This window comes from Aeromonas aquatica, from assembly GCF_000764655.1.
Lineage (GTDB): Bacteria > Pseudomonadota > Gammaproteobacteria > Enterobacterales > Aeromonadaceae > Aeromonas > Aeromonas aquatica.
The window spans coordinates 1-17019 of the sequence record NZ_JRGL01000162.1; the positions used below are offsets into that span (position 1 = coordinate 1).

The window sequence follows — 17019 nt, forward strand, 5'->3', positions numbered from 1 at the left end:
CCCCCTTCTGCGGCCAGGCCGCCCGTCGCCAGATAGAGGCGAGCCTGGGCTGCACCATCGAGACCCTGTTCGACGAATTCGACGAGACGCCGCTGGCGTCCGCCTCCATCGCCCAGGTGCACACCGCCAGGTTGAAAGAGAATGGCCGCGAGATCGTCATCAAGGTGATCCGGCCCGACATCGAGCCGGTCATCGAGGCGGATCTGCGCCTGATGCAGGCGCTGGCCCGTCTGGCGGCCCGTTTCGCGCCCCAGAGTGCGAGATTACGCCCCATCGAGGTGGTGGAGGAGTATCGCAAGACCATACTCGACGAGCTGAACCTGATGCGCGAAGCCGCCAACGCCATCCAGCTGCGCCGCAACTTCACCGGCTCGGATGCCCTCTATGTGCCCGAGGTGTTCACCGAGCACTGTCGCGAGCAGGTGCTGGTGATGGAGCGCATCTATGGCATTCCGGTCTCCGACATCGCGGCGCTGGAGGCCAACGGCACCAATATGAAGCTGCTGGCCGAGCGCGGGGTGGAGGTGTTCTTCACCCAGGTGTTCCGCGACAGCTTCTTCCACGCCGACATGCACCCTGGCAACATCTTCGTCTCCCATGAGCACCCCGAGAATCCGCTCTGGATCGGCATCGACTGCGGCATCGTCGGCACCCTCAACCGGGAAGACAAGCGCTACCTGGCGGAGAACTTCCTCGCCTTCTTCAATCGGGATTACCGCAAGGTGGCCGAGCTGCACGTGGAGTCCGGCTGGGTACCTGCCGACACCAAGGTGGACGAGTTCGAGTTTGCCATCCGCACCGTGCTGGAGCCCATCTTCGAGAAGCCGCTGTCCGAGATCTCGTTCGGCCACGTGCTGCTCAACCTGTTCAACACCGCCCGCCGCTTCAACATGGCGGTGCAGCCGCAGCTGGTGCTGCTGCAGAAGACCCTGCTCTACGTGGAAGGGCTGGGACGCCAGCTCTATCCGCAGCTGGATCTGTGGCAGACCGCCAAGCCTTATCTGGAAAGCTGGATGCGCGAGCAGGTGGGGCCCAAGGCGGTGCTGAATGCGATCCGGGAGAAGGCGCCGTTCTGGGCGGAGAAGCTGCCGGAGCTGCCGGAGCTGGTCTACGAGACCCTGCGCCAGGCCCGTCATCAACAACACCATTTCGAGCAGATGTTTGCGGATTTCCGCCGGCACAGCCATCGTCAGGGTCAGGCACGCTACCTCTTAGGGGTTGGAGCCAGCCTACTGTTAGTGGGTGTATTCTTGCTGACCCAGAAACAACATATTGAGTGGGGACAAATAACCCTCGCCGGTGCCGGTGTATGCTGGTTGCTTGGCTGGCTGAAAACCCGTTCCCACTAAACAAAAAACGGCGCTTTCCGGTGCCAATCTCGGAGAACTTGCCGGGCTGGTATCGGCATCCTTTCCGTCAATAACATACTCGCGCACCTCGGGCGCCAATCTTGGAGAAAGTGCTGGGCTGGTATCAGCATCGTTCCCGTTAATGACAAACTCGCGCACTTCGGGCGCCAATCTTGGAGAAAGTGCTGGGCTGGTATCAGCATCGTTCCCGTTAATGACAAACTCGCGCACTTCGGGCGCCAATCTTGGAGAAATATCATGGGTGGTATCAGTATTTGGCAGTTGTTGATCATCGCAGTCATCGTCGTGCTGCTGTTCGGTACCAAGAAGCTGCGCGGGATCGGCGGCGATCTCGGGGCGGCGGTCAAGGGTTTCAAGAAGGCGCTGTCGGACGATCCGGCCGATGCCAAACCCGAGCAGAAGGATGCGGAGTTTCCTCCCAAGCAGCTGAACGAAGCGGCCAACAGTGCCGATACCGCCAAGCAGAAAGACAAAGATCAGGCCTAAGCCATGTTTGACATCGGTTTTTGGGAGCTGGTCGTCATCGGTGTGGTGGCCCTGGTGGTGCTGGGGCCCGAGCGGCTGCCGGTCGCCATCCGTACGGCATCCCACTGGATCAAGCTCATTCGCAGCACCGCCAACTCGGTGAAGTCCGAGCTGGAGCAGGAGCTCAAGTTGCAAGAGCTGCACAACGATCTGAAGAAGGCCGAGCAGTTGCAGATGAGCAACCTCAGTCCCGAGCTGCAGGAGTCCATCGAGCAGTTGAAGGCGGCCGCCCAGTCGGTGAACCGCCCCTACCAACCACAGTCTGAGCCACAAAATGAGATCCGTCCGCCGCAGGCGACCCCGACGCCAGCTCCCGAACCGGTAGCGCAGGCCATTGCCGTCCCTGAACCGGGTGCGGTGGAGACTGAGGTAGTCGCCGTCGCCCAGGATGCCGCCAGAGAGAAAGGGGAGGTGAGGTCATGAGTCAGACCGAACAACCCCTGATCAGCCACCTGGTGGAGCTGAGGACGCGTCTGTTGCGGTCGATCTCGGCCATCTTGCTGGCGTTTGTCGCGCTGATCTATTTCTCCAACGACATCTACGACTTCGTGGCCCAGCCGCTGCTCAGCCAGCTGCCGGCAGGCACCAGCATGATAGCGACGGATGTGGCGACCCCCTTCATCACGCCGATCAAGCTGACCCTGGTGGTCTCCTTCTTCGTGGCTATCCCCTATCTGCTGTATCAGGCCTGGTCCTTCATCGCCCCCGGTCTGTACCAGCACGAGCGACGGCTGATCATGCCGCTGGTGGCCTCCAGCGCCGTGCTGTTCTACGCCGGCATGGCGTTTGCTTACTACGTGGTGTTCCCGCTGGTGTTCGGCTTCTTCACCAGCACGGCGCCCGCCGGGGTGACGGTGGCGACCGACATCGCCAGCTACCTGGACTTCGTGCTGACCCTGTTCTTCGCGTTCGGGGTGGCGTTCGAGATCCCGGTGGCCACCATACTGCTGTGCTGGACCGGGGTGACCAACCCCAAGAGCCTGCGGGAGAAACGCCCCTACGTCATCGTCGGGGTGTTCGTGGTGGGCATGTTGCTGACCCCGCCGGACGTCTTCTCCCAGACCTTGCTCGCGATCCCCATGTGGGCGCTGTGGGAGATAGGCTTGTTCTTCGCCCGTTTCTACACCAGGAAAGAGGATGAAGAGTCGCAGGAACAGACGGATGAGGGGAGCTGAGGCTCCCTTCCTCTTTTCAGGCTCCGCCCGGAGGCGTATGGTAAGGCCCCAATCAGAAGATATTTTTCAACTATCTGAAATCTCTTATTTTTGTTCGGAGTATCCCGCGCCATGATCGATATCGGAGTCAACCTCACCAGCAGCCAGTTTGCCGGCGAGCAAGCCGAACTGGTGGCTCGAGCCCGCGCCGCCGGGGTCGAGGGGCTGATCCTCACCGGTACCGATCTGGCGGGCAGTGACGCAAGCGCCGAGCTGGCATCCCGCTGGCCGGGCTATTGCTTCTCCACCGCCGGGGTGCATCCCCACGATGCCAAGAGTGTCGATGACGGCACCCTGGCCACGCTGCGCGAGCTGGCGGCCCAGCCCCAGGTGGTGGCCATCGGCGAGTGCGGGCTCGACTACAATCGCGACTTCTCCCCCCGGCCGGTACAGGATGCGGTGTTCGACGCCCAGCTGGCCCTGGCCGCCGAGCTGTCGATGCCGGTGTTTCTGCATTGCCGCGATGCCCATGCCAGGTTCATCGAGATCCTGCGCCCCTGGTTGCCCAAACTGCCGGGGGCCGTGCTGCACTGCTTCACCGGTGCCGACGCCGAGCTGGACGAGTGTCTGGCGCTCGGGCTGCATATCGGGGTGACCGGCTGGATCTGCGACGAGCGCCGTGGCCAACTGCTGCGCGAGCAGGTGGCCCGGATCCCGGCCGGTCGGCTGATGATAGAGACGGATGCCCCCTATCTGGTGCCACGGGATTTGAAACCCAGGCCCAAGCGCAACGAACCCGCTTTTTTGCCGCACATCGCTCAGGTGGTGGCGGCTTGTCGTGGTGAGACGCCCGAGGCCTTGCTGGCCCATACCCGGGCCACCTCAGCCGCGTTCTTCCAACTTCCATTCCAGGAGTGATTCATGGCCACAACTCTTCCGGGCGCCTTTCCGGGCCGCCGCCTGCGCCGGGTGCGCAAGAATGATTTCAGCCGCCGTCTGGTGCGTGAAAATACGCTGACCGTCGACGATCTCATCTATCCGGTGTTCGTGCTGGAAGGGGTGAACCAGCGCGAGGCCGTCGCCTCCATGCCGGGGGTGGATCGCCTCTCCATCGATCTGCTGCTGGAAGAAGCCGCAGAGTTGGTGGCGCTCGGCGTCCCGGCGATCGCCCTGTTCCCGGTGACACCGCTTCAAAGCAAGAGCCTGATGGCGGAAGAGGCCTATAACCCGGACGGACTGGCCCAGCGCGCGACCCGTGCCCTCAAGGCCCGTTTCCCCGAGCTCGGCGTCATCACCGACGTGGCGCTGGATCCCTTCACCACCCATGGTCAGGACGGCATCATAGATGACGAAGGCTATGTGCTGAACGACATCACCACCGAGATCCTGGTGAAGCAGGCGCTCTCCCATGCCGCCGCCGGGGCCGACATAGTGGCACCGTCCGACATGATGGATGGTCGCATCGGCGCCATCCGCGCGGCGCTGGAGGAGAACGGCTTCATCAACGTGCAGATCATGGCTTACTCCGCCAAGTACGCCTCCTGCTACTACGGCCCGTTCCGCGATGCGGTGGGCTCTGCCAGCAACCTCGGCAAGAGCAACAAGGCCAGCTACCAGATGGATCCGGCCAACGGCAACGAGGCCCTGCACGAGGTGGCGCTGGATATCCAGGAGGGGGCCGACAGCGTCATGGTCAAGCCGGGCATGCCCTATCTGGACGTGATCCGTCAGGTCAAGGATCAGTTCGGCGTGCCGACCTTCGCCTATCAGGTGAGCGGTGAATACGCCATGCACATGGCAGCCATCCAGAACGGCTGGCTGAAGGAGAAGGAGTGCATCCTGGAGTCCCTGGTCTGCTTCAAGCGGGCCGGCGCCGACGGCATCCTCACCTACTTCGCCAAGCGGGTTGCCCAGTGGTTGAAGGAAGACGCCCAGCGCTGATCCCGCTGCCACAGTGCCTCAGGATGCCGGTCTTTGGACCGGCATCCTCGTTTCTGGCAGTCGATCTGGCTATTAAATGAACGAGTTTTGGCGAAAAGTGGGCAACTGGCCGCGCTCTCGGCGGCAAAGGCTTGATTAATGGGGTTTCTGCCTACATCTTAGGTGGTCCAAGCAAGCTTCTGGACGGCAGGGGCTGTAGAGCATTTAGAGGTACCCAGTCATGAACAACCCTTTGCTGACAATGGACGCACTGCCCCCCTTCAGCCAGATCCGTCCCGACCAGGTACAGCCTGCCGTGACACAGGCCATCGCCGACTGCAAACAGAAGATCGAAGACGTGCTGACCCAGCGGGATCCCCACACCTGGGACAGCCTGATAGCCCCGCTCGAAGAGGTCAACGATCGGCTGGCGCGCATCTGGTCGCCGGTCAGTCACCTCAATTCCGTGCTCAACAGCGAGGCGTTGCGTGAAGCCCACGACGCCTGCCTGCCGCTGCTGTCCGAATTCCAGACCTATGTCGGTCAGCATGAGGGCCTCTATCAGGCCTATCTGGCACTGTCAGAGAGCGACGACTTCCCCTTGCTGAGCAGCGCCCAGCGCAAGGAGATCCAGAATACCCTGCGCGATTTTCGTCTGTCCGGCATCGGCCTGTCTGCCGAGGCGCAGCAGCGCTACGGCGAGATCCAGGCCCGCCTCTCCGAACTGGCCTCCCGTTTCAGCAACAACGTGCTGGACGCGACCCAGGGCTGGAGCAAGCTGGTGACTGACGAGGCCGAGCTGGCCGGATTGCCCGCCAGTGCCCTGGCCGCCGCCCGCCAACTGGCGGAGCACAAGGGTCAGCAGGGCTGGCTGTTCACCCTGGACATCCCCTCCTACCTGCCGGTGATGATGTATGCGGACAACCGCGCACTGCGCGCCGAGCTGTACGAGGCCTTCACCACCCGTGCCTCGGATCAGGGCCCCAACGCCGGCAAGTGGGACAACTCCGCCATCATGACCGAGCTCTTATCCCTGCGCCGCGAGCTGGCCCAACTGCTCGGCTTTGGCAACTACGCCGAGCTGTCCCTGGCGACCAAGATGGCGGACAAGACCGAACAGGTGGTGGGCTTCCTCACCGATCTGGCGGCGAAATCCCTGCCCCAGGGCAAGGCGGAGCTGGAAGAGATCCGCGCCTTCGCCACCGAGCAACACGGCCAGAGCGAGCTGGCGGCCTGGGACATTCCCTACTACGCCGAGAAGCTCAAGCAGCACAAATTCTCCATCTCCGACGAGCAACTGCGTCCCTACTTCCCCGCCAACAAGGTGGTGAAGGGGTTGTTCGAGGTGGTACGCCGGGTGTTTGGCATCAAGGTGCGCGAGCGCCTCGGCATCGATACCTGGCATCCGGACGTGCGTTTCTACGACATCTTCGATAGCGAAGACGAGCTGCGTGGCAGCTTCTACCTCGATCTCTATGCCCGCGAACACAAGCAGGGCGGCGCCTGGATGGATGTCTGCCTGGGTCGTCGCTACCGTCAGGATGGCTCGCTGCAAAAGCCGGTGGCCTACCTGACCTGCAACTTCAACGGCCCGGTGGATGGCAAGCCGGCGCTGTTCACCCACAACGAGGTGGTGACCCTGTTCCACGAGTTCGGCCACGGCATTCACCACATGCTGACCCAGATCGACGTGGCCGGTGTGGCCGGTATCAATGGCGTGGCCTGGGATGCGGTGGAGCTGCCGAGCCAGTTCCTCGAGAACTGGTGCTGGGAGTCCGAGGCGCTGGCCTTTATCTCCGGTCATCATGAGACCGGCGAGCCGCTGCCAGTGGATTTGTTGGAGAAGATGCTGACCGCCCGCAACTTCCAGGCGGCGATGCAGATGCTGCGCCAGCTGGAGTTCGCCCTGTTCGATTTCCGCCTGCACCAGGAGTTCGATCCGGCCCACCCCGAGCGGGTGCCCGCCCTGCTGGCGGAGGTGCGCAGCCAGGTCGCCGTGTTGACGCCGCCCGCGTTCAACCGTTTCCAGCACAGCTTCTCCCACATCTTCGCCGGCGGCTATGCGGCGGGCTATTACAGCTACAAGTGGGCCGAAGTATTGTCGGCGGATGCCTTCTCCCGTTTCGAGGAAGAGGGGATCTTCAACCCGGCCACCGGCCAGTCCTTCCTGAAGAACATCCTGGAGAAGGGCGGCTCGAAAGAGCCCATGGAACTGTTCCGCGCCTTCCGGGGCCGCGAGCCCCAGGTAGATGCCCTGCTGCGCCACAGCGGGATCGCCGTGTGATATTCCGTACCTGTCGCGGCATGGCTTCAAGCAGGTACAGTTCCACGTCATAGTGGGATCGACGCTTGTTTTTTGAGATAAAAAGGGACCTTTTGGTCCCTTTTCTCAAAGCTTTTTAATATCTTGCGGAGTGCACATTTGCACTGTCCCCGCCTCTTGAGTAGAGTCGGGTTCTACCTTCCAGGGAGAGAAAGAACCTTGCCATGAGGCGAGCACTCGAGTCTGTCTATCAAATCATCTCAAGCCTGTCTCATCTGAGCGGCAAAGGATATTTCGATACCTTTGTGAGTGAAATCGCCAAAGCGGTTGAGGCGGATCTCGTCCTCGTTTCAGGTGGGGACCATTCGGGCCTATTTTTTACCATACATGCCGCTCATCCCGCCTCCCTCGACATCGATTCCTACAGTTTTCCCCTCGCCGGCACCCCGGGCGAGATCGTCATGCAGCAGGGTGAAGCCTGGTTCAACGATCGCATCCGGCAGCTGTTTCCCCATGCCGCCGTGCTGGAGCGTTGCCAGGTCAAGGGTTACGCCGGTGTCGCGCTGAAGGATGCCCAGGGCGAGACCGTGGGGCTGTGCAGCGTCATGTTCAAGCGGGCCATGCCCAGCATGGACAAGATCATGGGCCTGTTGCGCCTGCTGGCGCCGATCGCCGGTCGCGAGCTGGCGCTGATGTACCAGCAGCAGTCTCGCCCCCAGCCGTTGCAGACACAGCCGGAGCACCCTCATTTTTTGGACACCATGATGTCCCATGCCCCGGTCGGCATCGGCAAGCTCGACCTGGAGGGGAAGATCATCTGGGTCAATCCGGCCATCGAGAAGATGCTGGGATACAACCAGCATGAGCTGCAGCAGCGCACCGCTGCCGAGATCAATCACCCGGAAGATTGGCTGGTCAGCATTCCCTACTATGAAGAGCTCAGACGGGGGGAGAGGCACGCCTTCACCCAGGAGAAACGCTACCTGCACCGGGATGGCTCCGTGCTCTGGGGCCGGGTGACGGTAACCCTGATCCGCGACAAGCAACTGCGCCCCGATTACCTGATGCTGGTGCTGGAAAACATCGATCCCATCAAGCGCCACGCCGAACAACTCAAGCTCTCCCACCGGGTCTATGACAACCTCTCCGAAGCCATCCTGGTGTGTGATGTGGACAGTCGCATCATCTCGGTGAATCCGGCGTTCGAGAAGATCACCGGTTACAGCGAAGAGGAGGCCCGTGGCCAGCGCCCCAGCCTGCTCAAGTCCGGACTGCACGATCAGACCTTCTACGCCGACATGTATCACGCCCTGGAGCGGGTCGGGATCTGGCGCGGCGAGGTGTGGAACAAACGCAAGAACGGCAAGCTCTATCCCCAGCAGCTGATGATCAGCGCCTTGCGGGAAGGGGGCCGGATCAGTCAGTACATCGCCATCTTCAGCGATCTCTCCCAGACCAAGCTGGCGGAGCAGAAGATCGCGGCCCAGGCGAATTATGACAATCTCACCGGCCTGCCCAACCGCTGGCTGTTTGGCCGCTGCCTCAGCCGCTTCTGCGAGCGGGGTGAGCGCTTCGCGCTCATGGTGCTGGATCTCAACAACTTCAAGGCGGTCAACAACAGCATGGATCACCATGTTGGCGATGCCCTGCTGCGGGAGGTGTCGGATCGGCTGGTGAGCCGGGTGCGCACCGAGGATCTGGTGGCCCGCATCGGCGGCGACGAGTTTGCCTTCCTGGTGCCGGGCATCGTCAACCGCCGCCAGGCCGAGGTGTTTGCCAAGCAGGTGATAGGCGGCTTCGCCCGTCCCTTCATGCTGGCCAACCAGCATCTCTATGTGACGGCGACCTTGGGGATCACCCTCTGCCCCAACGACGGCACCGACAGTGATGAGCTGCTGCGCAATGCCGAGCAGGCGCTGTTCGTCGCCAAACGGCAAGGGCGGCCGATCGGCACCTACAGCTCCTCCATGCGCGAGGAGGTGAGCCAGCGTCACCAGATGCAGCAGGATCTCGCGGAGGCCATCAAGCTGGGGCAGTTGACCATGGCCTATCAGCCGATCTGGGACAACCGCAGCGGCCGGGTCGCCAAGCTGGAGGCGCTGGTGCGCTGGTACCATCCCCACTGGGGTCAGGTCTCGCCGGCGGACTTCATTCCGCTGGCGGAAGAGGCGGGGCTCATTCAGGGGCTGGGGGCGCTGGTGCTGTGGCAGTCCTGTCGCGATCTGGCCCGGCTGCAGCAGTCCGGTTTCCCGGAGCTGCAGATGTCCATCAACCGCTCCACCCTGGAGTTCCAGACAATCGATCCCGAGGCCAGCGAGTGGCTCAGGGTGATCCATCACTTCGGCCTGGACCCCAAGGACATCATCATCGAGATCACCGAGTCCCTGTTGATGGAGACCAGCGATCAGCACAGGGTGCGGATCGATGCCTTGCGCGAGGCGGGCTGCAAGCTGGCCATCGATGACTTCGGCACCGGCTACTCGGCACTGAACTACCTGCGCACCTTCCCGGTGGATCTGGTCAAGATCGACCGCTCCTTCGTGCGCCACATCCCCTTCAACGAGCAGGACAGGCTGCTGCTCGACGGCATCATCAACATAGTGCACAACCTCGGCATGCAGGTGGTGATCGAGGGGGTCGAGACCCGCGAGCAGCTCAACTTCCTCTGCCAGAAGGGTTGTGCCTTCACCCAGGGTTACCTGCTCAGCCGCCCACTGCCCTACGACGACCTGGTGGAATACCTGACCCTCAACCGGCAGGGGATGAACCTGGCCAATCTGACCATCGTGAGCTGATCCCCCGCTTCTGCTATCATGCTCGGCTCCATGCCGTCATGAGTCTTCGTTATGCACCATATCCAGGTTTTCAGTGAAGTGCCCGCCCGTGAAGGGGAGCTCGATGCCTTGCGGCTGCGGCTGGCAGGGGTCGACTTTCCCGCGCCCTTCGCCCTGGTGCTGACCGAGACCAGGCTGGAGCTGCGCAAGTTGGATGAACCCAAGCTGGGGGCCGTCCACGTGGACTTCGTGGACGGCGCCGTGGCCCACAGACGCAAGTTTGGTGGCGGCCGGGGCCAATCCATCGCCAAGGCGGTGGGGCTCAAGGCGGGGGCCATGCCGACCGTGGTGGATGCGACGGCGGGGCTGGGGCGCGATGCCTTCGTGCTGGCTTCGCTGGGTTGCAAGGTGACGCTGATCGAGCGCAGCCCCGTGGTGGCGGCCCTGCTGCAGGATGGATTGACGCGGGCGGCGCAGGATCCCGAGATCGGGCCCTGGGTGCGCGAGCGGATGCAGCTGCTGCAAGGCCCGGCGGTGGACAACCTGCTGGCGCTGGCCGAGCGACCGGATGTCATCTACCTGGACCCCATGTTCCCCCACAAGCAGAAGTCGGCGCTGGTGAAGAAAGAGATGCGGGTGTTTCAGTCCCTGGTGGGGCCGGATCTGGACGCGGATGCCCTGCTGCCAGCAGCGTTGCAGATGGCCGACAAGCGGGTGGTGGTGAAGCGGCCGGACTACGCGGGCTGGCTCAACGAGCAGAAGCCGAGCATGGCCATCGAGACCAAGAGCAACCGCTTCGACGTCTATGTGATGGCGGCGCTGGCGGGGTAGGCCGACATCAGGGCAACACGAACATAAAAACAGAGGGCCAGCATAGCTGGCCCTCTGTTTTTATTCGCTGCACAGGATCAGCCTTCCGGGATGAAGTGCACCCGCTTCTGCTCCCCCTGCCAGATCAGATCCAAGGTGGCCAGATCCGCCAGACTCAGTCGCTCGCCGCTGTCGAGCAGCAGATACTCGACGCCGTCCCTTGCCTCTATGGTGCGGATCTTGTCTGCCCATTGCCGTCCTTCGCGGCTGGTGAGTGTCACCGGCAACTGCCAGCTGGCGGCGATCTCGAGCCAGTCGTAGAGGTCACAGCTGATGGGTTGATAGTCCGTCATGGGGCTCTCCTTCGAGAGGGGAAGATCAGGCTTCCAGCAGGTGGGTGGGCCAGCCCATCTTCTGCTGGCGCTCTACCTCGAGCCGCAGTTCGCTGGCGCGCAGATAGTGTTCGTCCAGCCAGCCCTTGGGCAGGGTCAGGGTCAGCGCTTCTTCATCGGCCTGCAGCAGGAAGCTGGGCACTGTGCCCTGGGTACGGCGCATGCAGAGGATGAGGGAGATGCGCAGGATGCGGGCCAGCCGGATCGCCTGGCGGCCGGTGACGGCGCCCTGCTTCTCCAGGGTGTCCAGCTTGAATTCGTCCCGCTGGTTGAACAGCAGGGCCGACAACAGCTTCTTCTGGGCCGGCGTGAAGCCCGGCATGTCGATGTTGTCGATGATGTAGGCGGCGTGCTGCGGCGCCTTCTTGTACTCGATACAGAGACCGATCTCGTGCAGCAGGGCCGCATAACGCAGGATCGGGCGGCCGTAACGCTTGGAGAGGCGCCAGGCTGGTTGCAGCTGGTTGAACGCCTCGACGGCTGTGTCGCGCACCCGCTCGGCGTGTTCTTTATCCAGCTGATAGCGGCTGATCAGGCTGTCGGCGGTGCGATCCCGGGCGTCACAGTCGTGGTTGTTGCCGAGCAGGCCGTAGATCAGGCCTTCGCGCAGGGCGCCGCCGGCGAGAGTCATGCTCTCTATCCCTAAGGTCTCGAAGATGGCGATCAGGATGGCGAGGCCGGAGGGGAACACGGTCAGCCGCTCGGCCGCCAGTCCTTCCAGCTGCAGTCGATCCAGCCGGCCACAGGCGATGGCCTGACCCATCAGCTCCTGCAATTTCGGCAGGGTGACCCGCTCGCTCTTGCCCTGTGCCAGCATGATCTCCTGCAGCGCCTGGACGGTGCCGGAGGCACCGACACAGGTACGCCAGCCCAGGGCGCGGTAATCCTCCGCGACCGGTGCCATCACCGCCTTGGCGGCGGCGATGGCCTGGTTGAAGCGGGTCTCGCTCAGCTCGCCGTCACCGAAGTGATTGTTGAGCCAGGTAACGCAGCCCATGTGCAGGCTGTTGAGCAGCTTCGCCTCGCTGTGCTCGCCGATCACCAGCTCGGTGCTGGCACCGCCGATGTCGATCACCAGTCGGTTGCCTTCCCCGGCGGAGGTCCAGGAGACCCCCTCGTAGATGGTCTTGGCCTCTTCCTCGCCCGAGATGATCTCGATGCTGTGGTTGAGTACCCGTTCCGCCTCGCTCAGGAATTCATCGACGTTAGTGGCAAGCCGCAGGGTGGCGGTGCCTACTACCCGGATGTTGTCGGAGGGAATGTCCTGCAACTGCTCGGAGAACAGCCGCAGGCAGTCCCAGCCCCGCTCCATGGCGGCGCGGCTGAGACGAAACTCGGAGTCGAGACCGGCGGCGAGGCGCACCTTGCGCTTGACCTTGGTGACGGTGCGCAGGGCACCGGCGACCTCGCGCACCACCAGCATATGGAAGCTGTTGGAGCCGAGGTCGATGGCGGCATAGAGCGGCGAGTTGTGCAACTGGGCCCGGTCCCTTAGTTCTTGCGAGGCGGGCGGCGGCGGTTGTTGCTGTTGCCACCACCCTGGCGATCCCGCATGTTGCGGTTCACCGGCTGGCGGTTGCGGAACACCCGTTTCGGGGCGGTCACGTCATCCAGCAGCGATTCGCGATCATACTTGCTGACCGGGATCGGGTGGTGGATGTACTCCTCGATGGCCGGCAGGTTGAAGGCATAGTCTTCACAGGCCAGGCTGATGGAGTGACCGCTCTTGCCGGCACGACCGGTACGACCGATACGGTGTACATAGTCTTCGGCATCGTCGGGCAGGTCGTAGTTGAAGACGTGGGTCACGTCCGGGATGTGCAGACCACGGGCGGCCACGTCGGTGGCGACCAGGACGTCCAGCGTTCCCTTGGTGAACTCTTCCAGGATCTTCATCCGCTTCTTCTGCGGCACGTCACCGGTCAGCAGGCCGACCCGGTGGCCGTCGTTCTCCAGCCACGCATGCACGTCTTCACAGACATGCTTGGTGTTGGCGAAGACGATGGCTTTCTCCGGCCACTCCTCTTCCATCAGGGAGAGCAGCAGCAGCATCTTGTCTTCGTTGGAGGGGTAGAACAGCTCCTCCTTGATGCGCACGCCTGTCATCTGTTCCGGTTCGATTTGCACGTGTTCCGGGTGGTTCATGTGCTCGTAGGCCAGCTCCTGCACGCGCAGGGAGAGGGTGGCGGAGAACAGCATGCTCAGACGCTCGGTGGCCGGCGGCATGCGGCGGAACAGGAAGCGGATGTCCTTGATGAAGCCGAGATCGAACATGCGATCCGCTTCGTCCAGCACCACGACCTGGATGCTGCCCAGATCGATGACCTTGGACTTGAAGTAGTCGATGATGCGACCGGTGGTGCCGATCAGGATGTCGACACCCTGTTCCAGCACGGCCAACTGCTTGTCGTAGCCCTCGCCGCCATAGGCGAGACCGAGCTTCAGACCGGTGGAGGCGGACATGCCTTCGGCATCGTTGTAGATCTGGACGGCCAGCTCACGGGTCGGTGCCAGTATGATGGCGCGCGGCTGATTGATCAGGCGCGGTTGGGTCAACGGGTGGGTCAGCAAATAGTTGAAGGTCGCTGCCAGGAAGGCAAGGGTCTTGCCGGTTCCCGTCTGGGCCTGACCGGCGAGGTCATGGCCTTCTACCAGCAGTGGCAGAGACAGTGCCTGGATGGGCGTGCAATAGTGAAATCCCTTTGATTCCAGACCAGCCAGAACTTCGGGTTCGAGGCCCATTTGGGCGAATTTTTCGGTCGTAAGGTGTGTTTTGCTCATGGCGGTAGGTTATCAGGTTAGGCTTGCAATAATAAACAGGATCATTTCAAATAGGGCAACTATTGCCTTTGTTGATCCATCAATAAAGCCTTAATTACTGACTGGAGTTGGAGATGAGTGACAAGATTGTTCAGCTGAGCGATGCCAGCTTCGAGGCCGATGTAATCAAAGCCGACAGCCCCGTTCTGGTCGATTTCTGGGCTGAATGGTGCGGTCCGTGCAAGATGATTGCCCCGATCCTGAACGAAGTCGCCCAAGAATATGCCGGTCGCGTGACTGTGGCGAAATTGAACATCGATCATAACGCCGACACTCCGCCCAAGTATGGCATTCGCGGTATCCCGACCCTCTTGCTGTTCAAGAATGGCGAAGTGGCAGCGACCAAGGTCGGTGCCCTGTCCAAGACTCAGCTGAAAGAGTTCCTGGACGGTAACCTGTAATAATCAAGAAGGAGCGCATTGCAATAATGCGCTCCTTGTGTTTTATCACCTAGACGCTCATCCCGATTGGTGCTAGTTTATCGTTCGTTTGCTAACCATTTTGCCGACTCATAGCTTCACCACAGCCTGGCAAGTCAAATCCGATTAGCATCAATCCAGCAGACTGTCTCCTCATTTCAATCCTTGCTTACAGACTCTCACCACTATGAATCTGACTGAATTAAAGAACACTCCTGTGTCCGAGCTGGTCAAGCTTGGCGAATCCATGGGGTTGGAAAATCTGGCTCGGGCGCACAAGAAAGACATCATTTTCGCGATCCTCAAGGCGCACGCCAAGGGTGGTGAGGATATCTTTGGCGACGGTGTGCTGGAAATCCTGACCGACGGCTTTGGCTTCCTGCGTAGCGCCGATGGCTCCTACCTGGCCGGCCCGGATGACATCTATGTCTCCCCGAGCCAGATCCGCCGCTTCAACCTGCGTACCGGTGATACCGTCTCCGGCAAGATCCGTCCGCCGAAAGAGGGCGAGCGCTACTTCGCGCTGCTCAAGGTTAACGAAGTCAACTATGACCGTCCGGAAAACGTCCGCAACAAGATCCTGTTCGAAAACCTGACGCCGCTGCACGCCAACGAGCGTCTGCGCATGGAGCGCGGCAACGGTTCGACCGAGGACATCACCGCCCGTGTGCTGGACCTGGCGTCCCCCATCGGTAAAGGCCAGCGTGGCCTGATCGTGGCGCCGCCCAAGGCCGGTAAGACCATGCTGCTGCAGAACATCGCCCAGAGCATCGCTTACAACCACCCGGACTGTGAGCTCATCGTCCTGCTGATCGACGAGCGTCCGGAAGAAGTGACCGAGATGCAGCGCATGGTCAAGGGGGAAGTGATCGCTTCCACCTTCGACGAGCCAGCTTCCCGTCACGTTCAGGTTGCCGACATGGTGATCGAGAAGGCCAAGCGTCTGGTCGAGCACAAGAAGGATGTGGTCATCCTGCTGGACTCCATCACCCGTCTGGCTCGTGCCTACAACACCGTCATCCCCTCATCGGGCAAGGTACTGACCGGTGGTGTGGATGCCAACGCCCTGCACCGCCCCAAGCGCTTCTTCGGCGCCGCCCGTAACGTTGAGGAAGGCGGCAGCCTGACCATCATCGCCACCGCGCTGGTCGACACCGGTTCCAAGATGGACGAGGTGATCTACGAAGAGTTCAAGGGTACCGGCAACATGGAGCTGCACCTCTCGCGCAAGATCGCCGAGAAGCGTGTCTATCCGGCTATCGACATCACCCGTTCCGGCACCCGCAAGGAAGAGCTGCTCACCGCACCGGACGAGCTGCAGAAGATGTGGATACTGCGCAAGATCATTCACCCCATGGGCGAGATCGACAGCATCGAATTCCTCATCGACAAGCTGGCAGCCACCAAGACCAACGACGAGTTCTTTGACTCCATGAAGCGTCAGCAGAAGTAACTGCCTGCTGGCATGACAAAACCGCGGCCCAGGTCGCGGTTTTTGTTTATCTATTTCCCGGCGGGCTGAGTAGTATGTGAAGCCTCGATGTCACAAGGACAGGGACGTCATGAAGCTGGTATTTCTCTTATGGCTCGGCTGGCTGATGGCTGCACCTGTGCAGGCCGACGCTCCCCCGCAGTTGCGGGCGCCTCTGGTGGCGGACGAGGGGGTTCAGGGGCATCTCGATTATCTGAACAATCGACTGAGGTTGGGGCAGTTTGCCGCCATGGATTCCCTGCTCGCGACCCTGGCGGTGGGCCAGCGCGAGTATCTGCTGTATCAACTGCTCGGCGGCCTCAAGTCGGCGACGACACCGTCCCCCGCGCTGTTGGCCTGGGTGCGCAGCAAGGCCGCCAGGGCGCCGCAATGGCTGGTGGAAGGGGAGGTGGACGGTTTTCTGGTCCAGCTGCCCGCCTACGACTTTGCCGCCGAGGCGCGGCTGGTGCTGAGCCGCTGGCAACAGCTGGCCTGGCAGGACAACTACCGTCAACTGCTGGAGCAGAACCGCTTCGACTACAAGCAGCTCTACTTCAGCCGCAACCCTGAGCTGGCCCGGCAGCAGCAGGCGCTGCTGACGGTGCTCGACGACCAGTCCGCCCCCGTGCTCAGGCGAGAGGCCAGGCGGCTGGCCTCCCTGAACCTCTTCCTGCCGGACAACCGGCTGCTGCTGCACCTCATCGAGCGCACCGGCGATCCCGCCCTCTACCAGAAACTGTGGCGTCAGCCAGTGGATCACGACAGTCTGGCGGCACTGCACACTATTATCCGCTTCTATAAAGGTCAGGAGGCGAGCGATCTGCTGATTTCCGCCAGCCGCAACGACCGCCTGATGATCCCCGCCCTGCATCAGCTCAGCCAGCTCTCGCCGCTGCCGGACACGGCCCAGCAATATCTGCTGGTCGAACTCGGCAAGCATCAATATGGCGGCCTGGTGGCCGGTCTGTTGCTGCAGATGGACGAGCCCAGGCTGCTGGCCCAACTGGCCGACAGGCTCACCCGGCAGGAGTGGCGTCACGCCTCGTCCGTCATGCTGCCCGATACGGGTACACCGGATGCGCGGCCGGGGTTATAATGCGG

15 protein-coding genes are annotated in these 17019 nt (G+C 62.0%); 12 read left to right on the plus strand and 3 right to left on the minus strand.

Annotation, left to right across the window (positions count from 1 at the left end; all coding sequences use genetic code 11):
- The 9 genes from ubiB to LG30_RS0120285 all read left to right on the plus strand — a co-directional run.
- A partial coding sequence (gene ubiB, locus LG30_RS0120245; RefSeq protein WP_033132504.1) for a ubiquinone biosynthesis regulatory protein kinase UbiB occupies positions 1 to 1349 on the plus strand: 1349 nt, incomplete at its 5' end.
- Positions 1350 to 1607: 258 nt separating this feature from the next.
- Positions 1608 to 1856: a Sec-independent protein translocase subunit TatA gene (gene tatA, locus LG30_RS0120250; protein ID WP_033132505.1), complete on the plus strand. Its 249-nt coding sequence runs from the start codon at positions 1608 to 1610 to the stop codon at positions 1854 to 1856.
- 3 nt (positions 1857 to 1859) lie between these two features.
- Entirely contained in the window at positions 1860 to 2318 is a 459-nt protein-coding gene (gene tatB, locus LG30_RS0120255; protein ID WP_033132506.1) for a Sec-independent protein translocase protein TatB, read from the plus strand.
- Positions 2315 to 3070 (plus strand): twin-arginine translocase subunit TatC, encoded by a 756-nt coding sequence (gene tatC / locus LG30_RS0120260; RefSeq protein ID WP_033132507.1) that lies wholly within the window; start codon positions 2315 to 2317, stop codon positions 3068 to 3070. Before tatB ends, tatC begins: the two co-directional genes overlap by 4 nt.
- Before the next feature lie 111 nt (positions 3071 to 3181).
- Positions 3182 to 3967, plus strand: a complete 786-nt coding sequence (locus LG30_RS0120265; RefSeq protein WP_033132508.1) for a TatD family hydrolase — start codon at positions 3182 to 3184, stop codon at positions 3965 to 3967.
- 3 nt (positions 3968 to 3970) lie between these two features.
- Positions 3971 to 4990: a porphobilinogen synthase gene (gene hemB / locus LG30_RS0120270; RefSeq protein ID WP_033132509.1), complete on the plus strand. Its 1020-nt coding sequence runs from the start codon at positions 3971 to 3973 to the stop codon at positions 4988 to 4990.
- A gap of 220 nt (positions 4991 to 5210) precedes the next feature.
- Positions 5211 to 7253, plus strand: a complete 2043-nt coding sequence (gene prlC, locus LG30_RS0120275) for an oligopeptidase A (protein WP_033132510.1) — start codon at positions 5211 to 5213, stop codon at positions 7251 to 7253.
- A 203-nt stretch (positions 7254 to 7456) separates the two neighbouring features.
- The gene (locus tag LG30_RS0120280; RefSeq protein WP_033132511.1) at positions 7457 to 10027 is read left to right on the plus strand and encodes a sensor domain-containing protein; all 2571 of its coding nucleotides are present in this window, start codon (positions 7457 to 7459) and stop codon (positions 10025 to 10027) included.
- Between the two features lie 51 nt (positions 10028 to 10078).
- Entirely contained in the window at positions 10079 to 10837 is a 759-nt protein-coding gene (locus LG30_RS0120285) for a class I SAM-dependent methyltransferase (protein ID WP_193354288.1), read from the plus strand.
- A 77-nt stretch (positions 10838 to 10914) separates the two neighbouring features.
- On the opposite strand, the gene LG30_RS0120290 is transcribed toward LG30_RS0120285, so the two are convergent.
- The 3 genes from LG30_RS0120290 to rhlB are packed head-to-tail and all read right to left on the minus strand — an operon-like array spanning position 10915 to position 13989.
- Positions 10915 to 11169, minus strand: coding sequence for a Rho-binding antiterminator (locus tag LG30_RS0120290; protein ID WP_033132512.1), 255 nt, complete (start codon positions 11167 to 11169; stop codon positions 10915 to 10917).
- A gap of 25 nt (positions 11170 to 11194) precedes the next feature.
- Positions 11195 to 12685, minus strand: a complete 1491-nt coding sequence (gene gppA / locus LG30_RS0120295) for a guanosine-5'-triphosphate,3'-diphosphate diphosphatase (protein WP_033132513.1) — start codon at positions 12683 to 12685, stop codon at positions 11195 to 11197.
- A gap of 14 nt (positions 12686 to 12699) precedes the next feature.
- Positions 12700 to 13989, minus strand: coding sequence for an ATP-dependent RNA helicase RhlB (gene rhlB, locus LG30_RS0120300; RefSeq protein WP_033132514.1), 1290 nt, complete (start codon positions 13987 to 13989; stop codon positions 12700 to 12702).
- Positions 13990 to 14102: 113 nt separating this feature from the next.
- Between rhlB and trxA the strand changes: the two genes are divergently transcribed.
- The 3 genes from trxA to LG30_RS0120315 all read left to right on the plus strand — a co-directional run bounded on the left by trxA (position 14103) and on the right by LG30_RS0120315 (position 17014).
- Entirely contained in the window at positions 14103 to 14429 is a 327-nt protein-coding gene (gene trxA / locus LG30_RS0120305; RefSeq protein WP_025328829.1) for a thioredoxin TrxA, read from the plus strand.
- 205 nt (positions 14430 to 14634) lie between these two features.
- On the plus strand, positions 14635 to 15900 hold the full coding sequence (gene rho, locus LG30_RS0120310) for a transcription termination factor Rho (RefSeq protein ID WP_033132515.1): 1266 nt from the start codon (positions 14635 to 14637) through the stop codon (positions 15898 to 15900).
- 109 nt (positions 15901 to 16009) lie between these two features.
- A complete protein-coding gene (locus tag LG30_RS0120315) occupies positions 16010 to 17014 on the plus strand; it encodes a hypothetical protein (protein WP_033132516.1) in 1005 nt (334 codons plus the stop codon).
- Positions 17015 to 17019 lie beyond the last annotated feature (5 nt).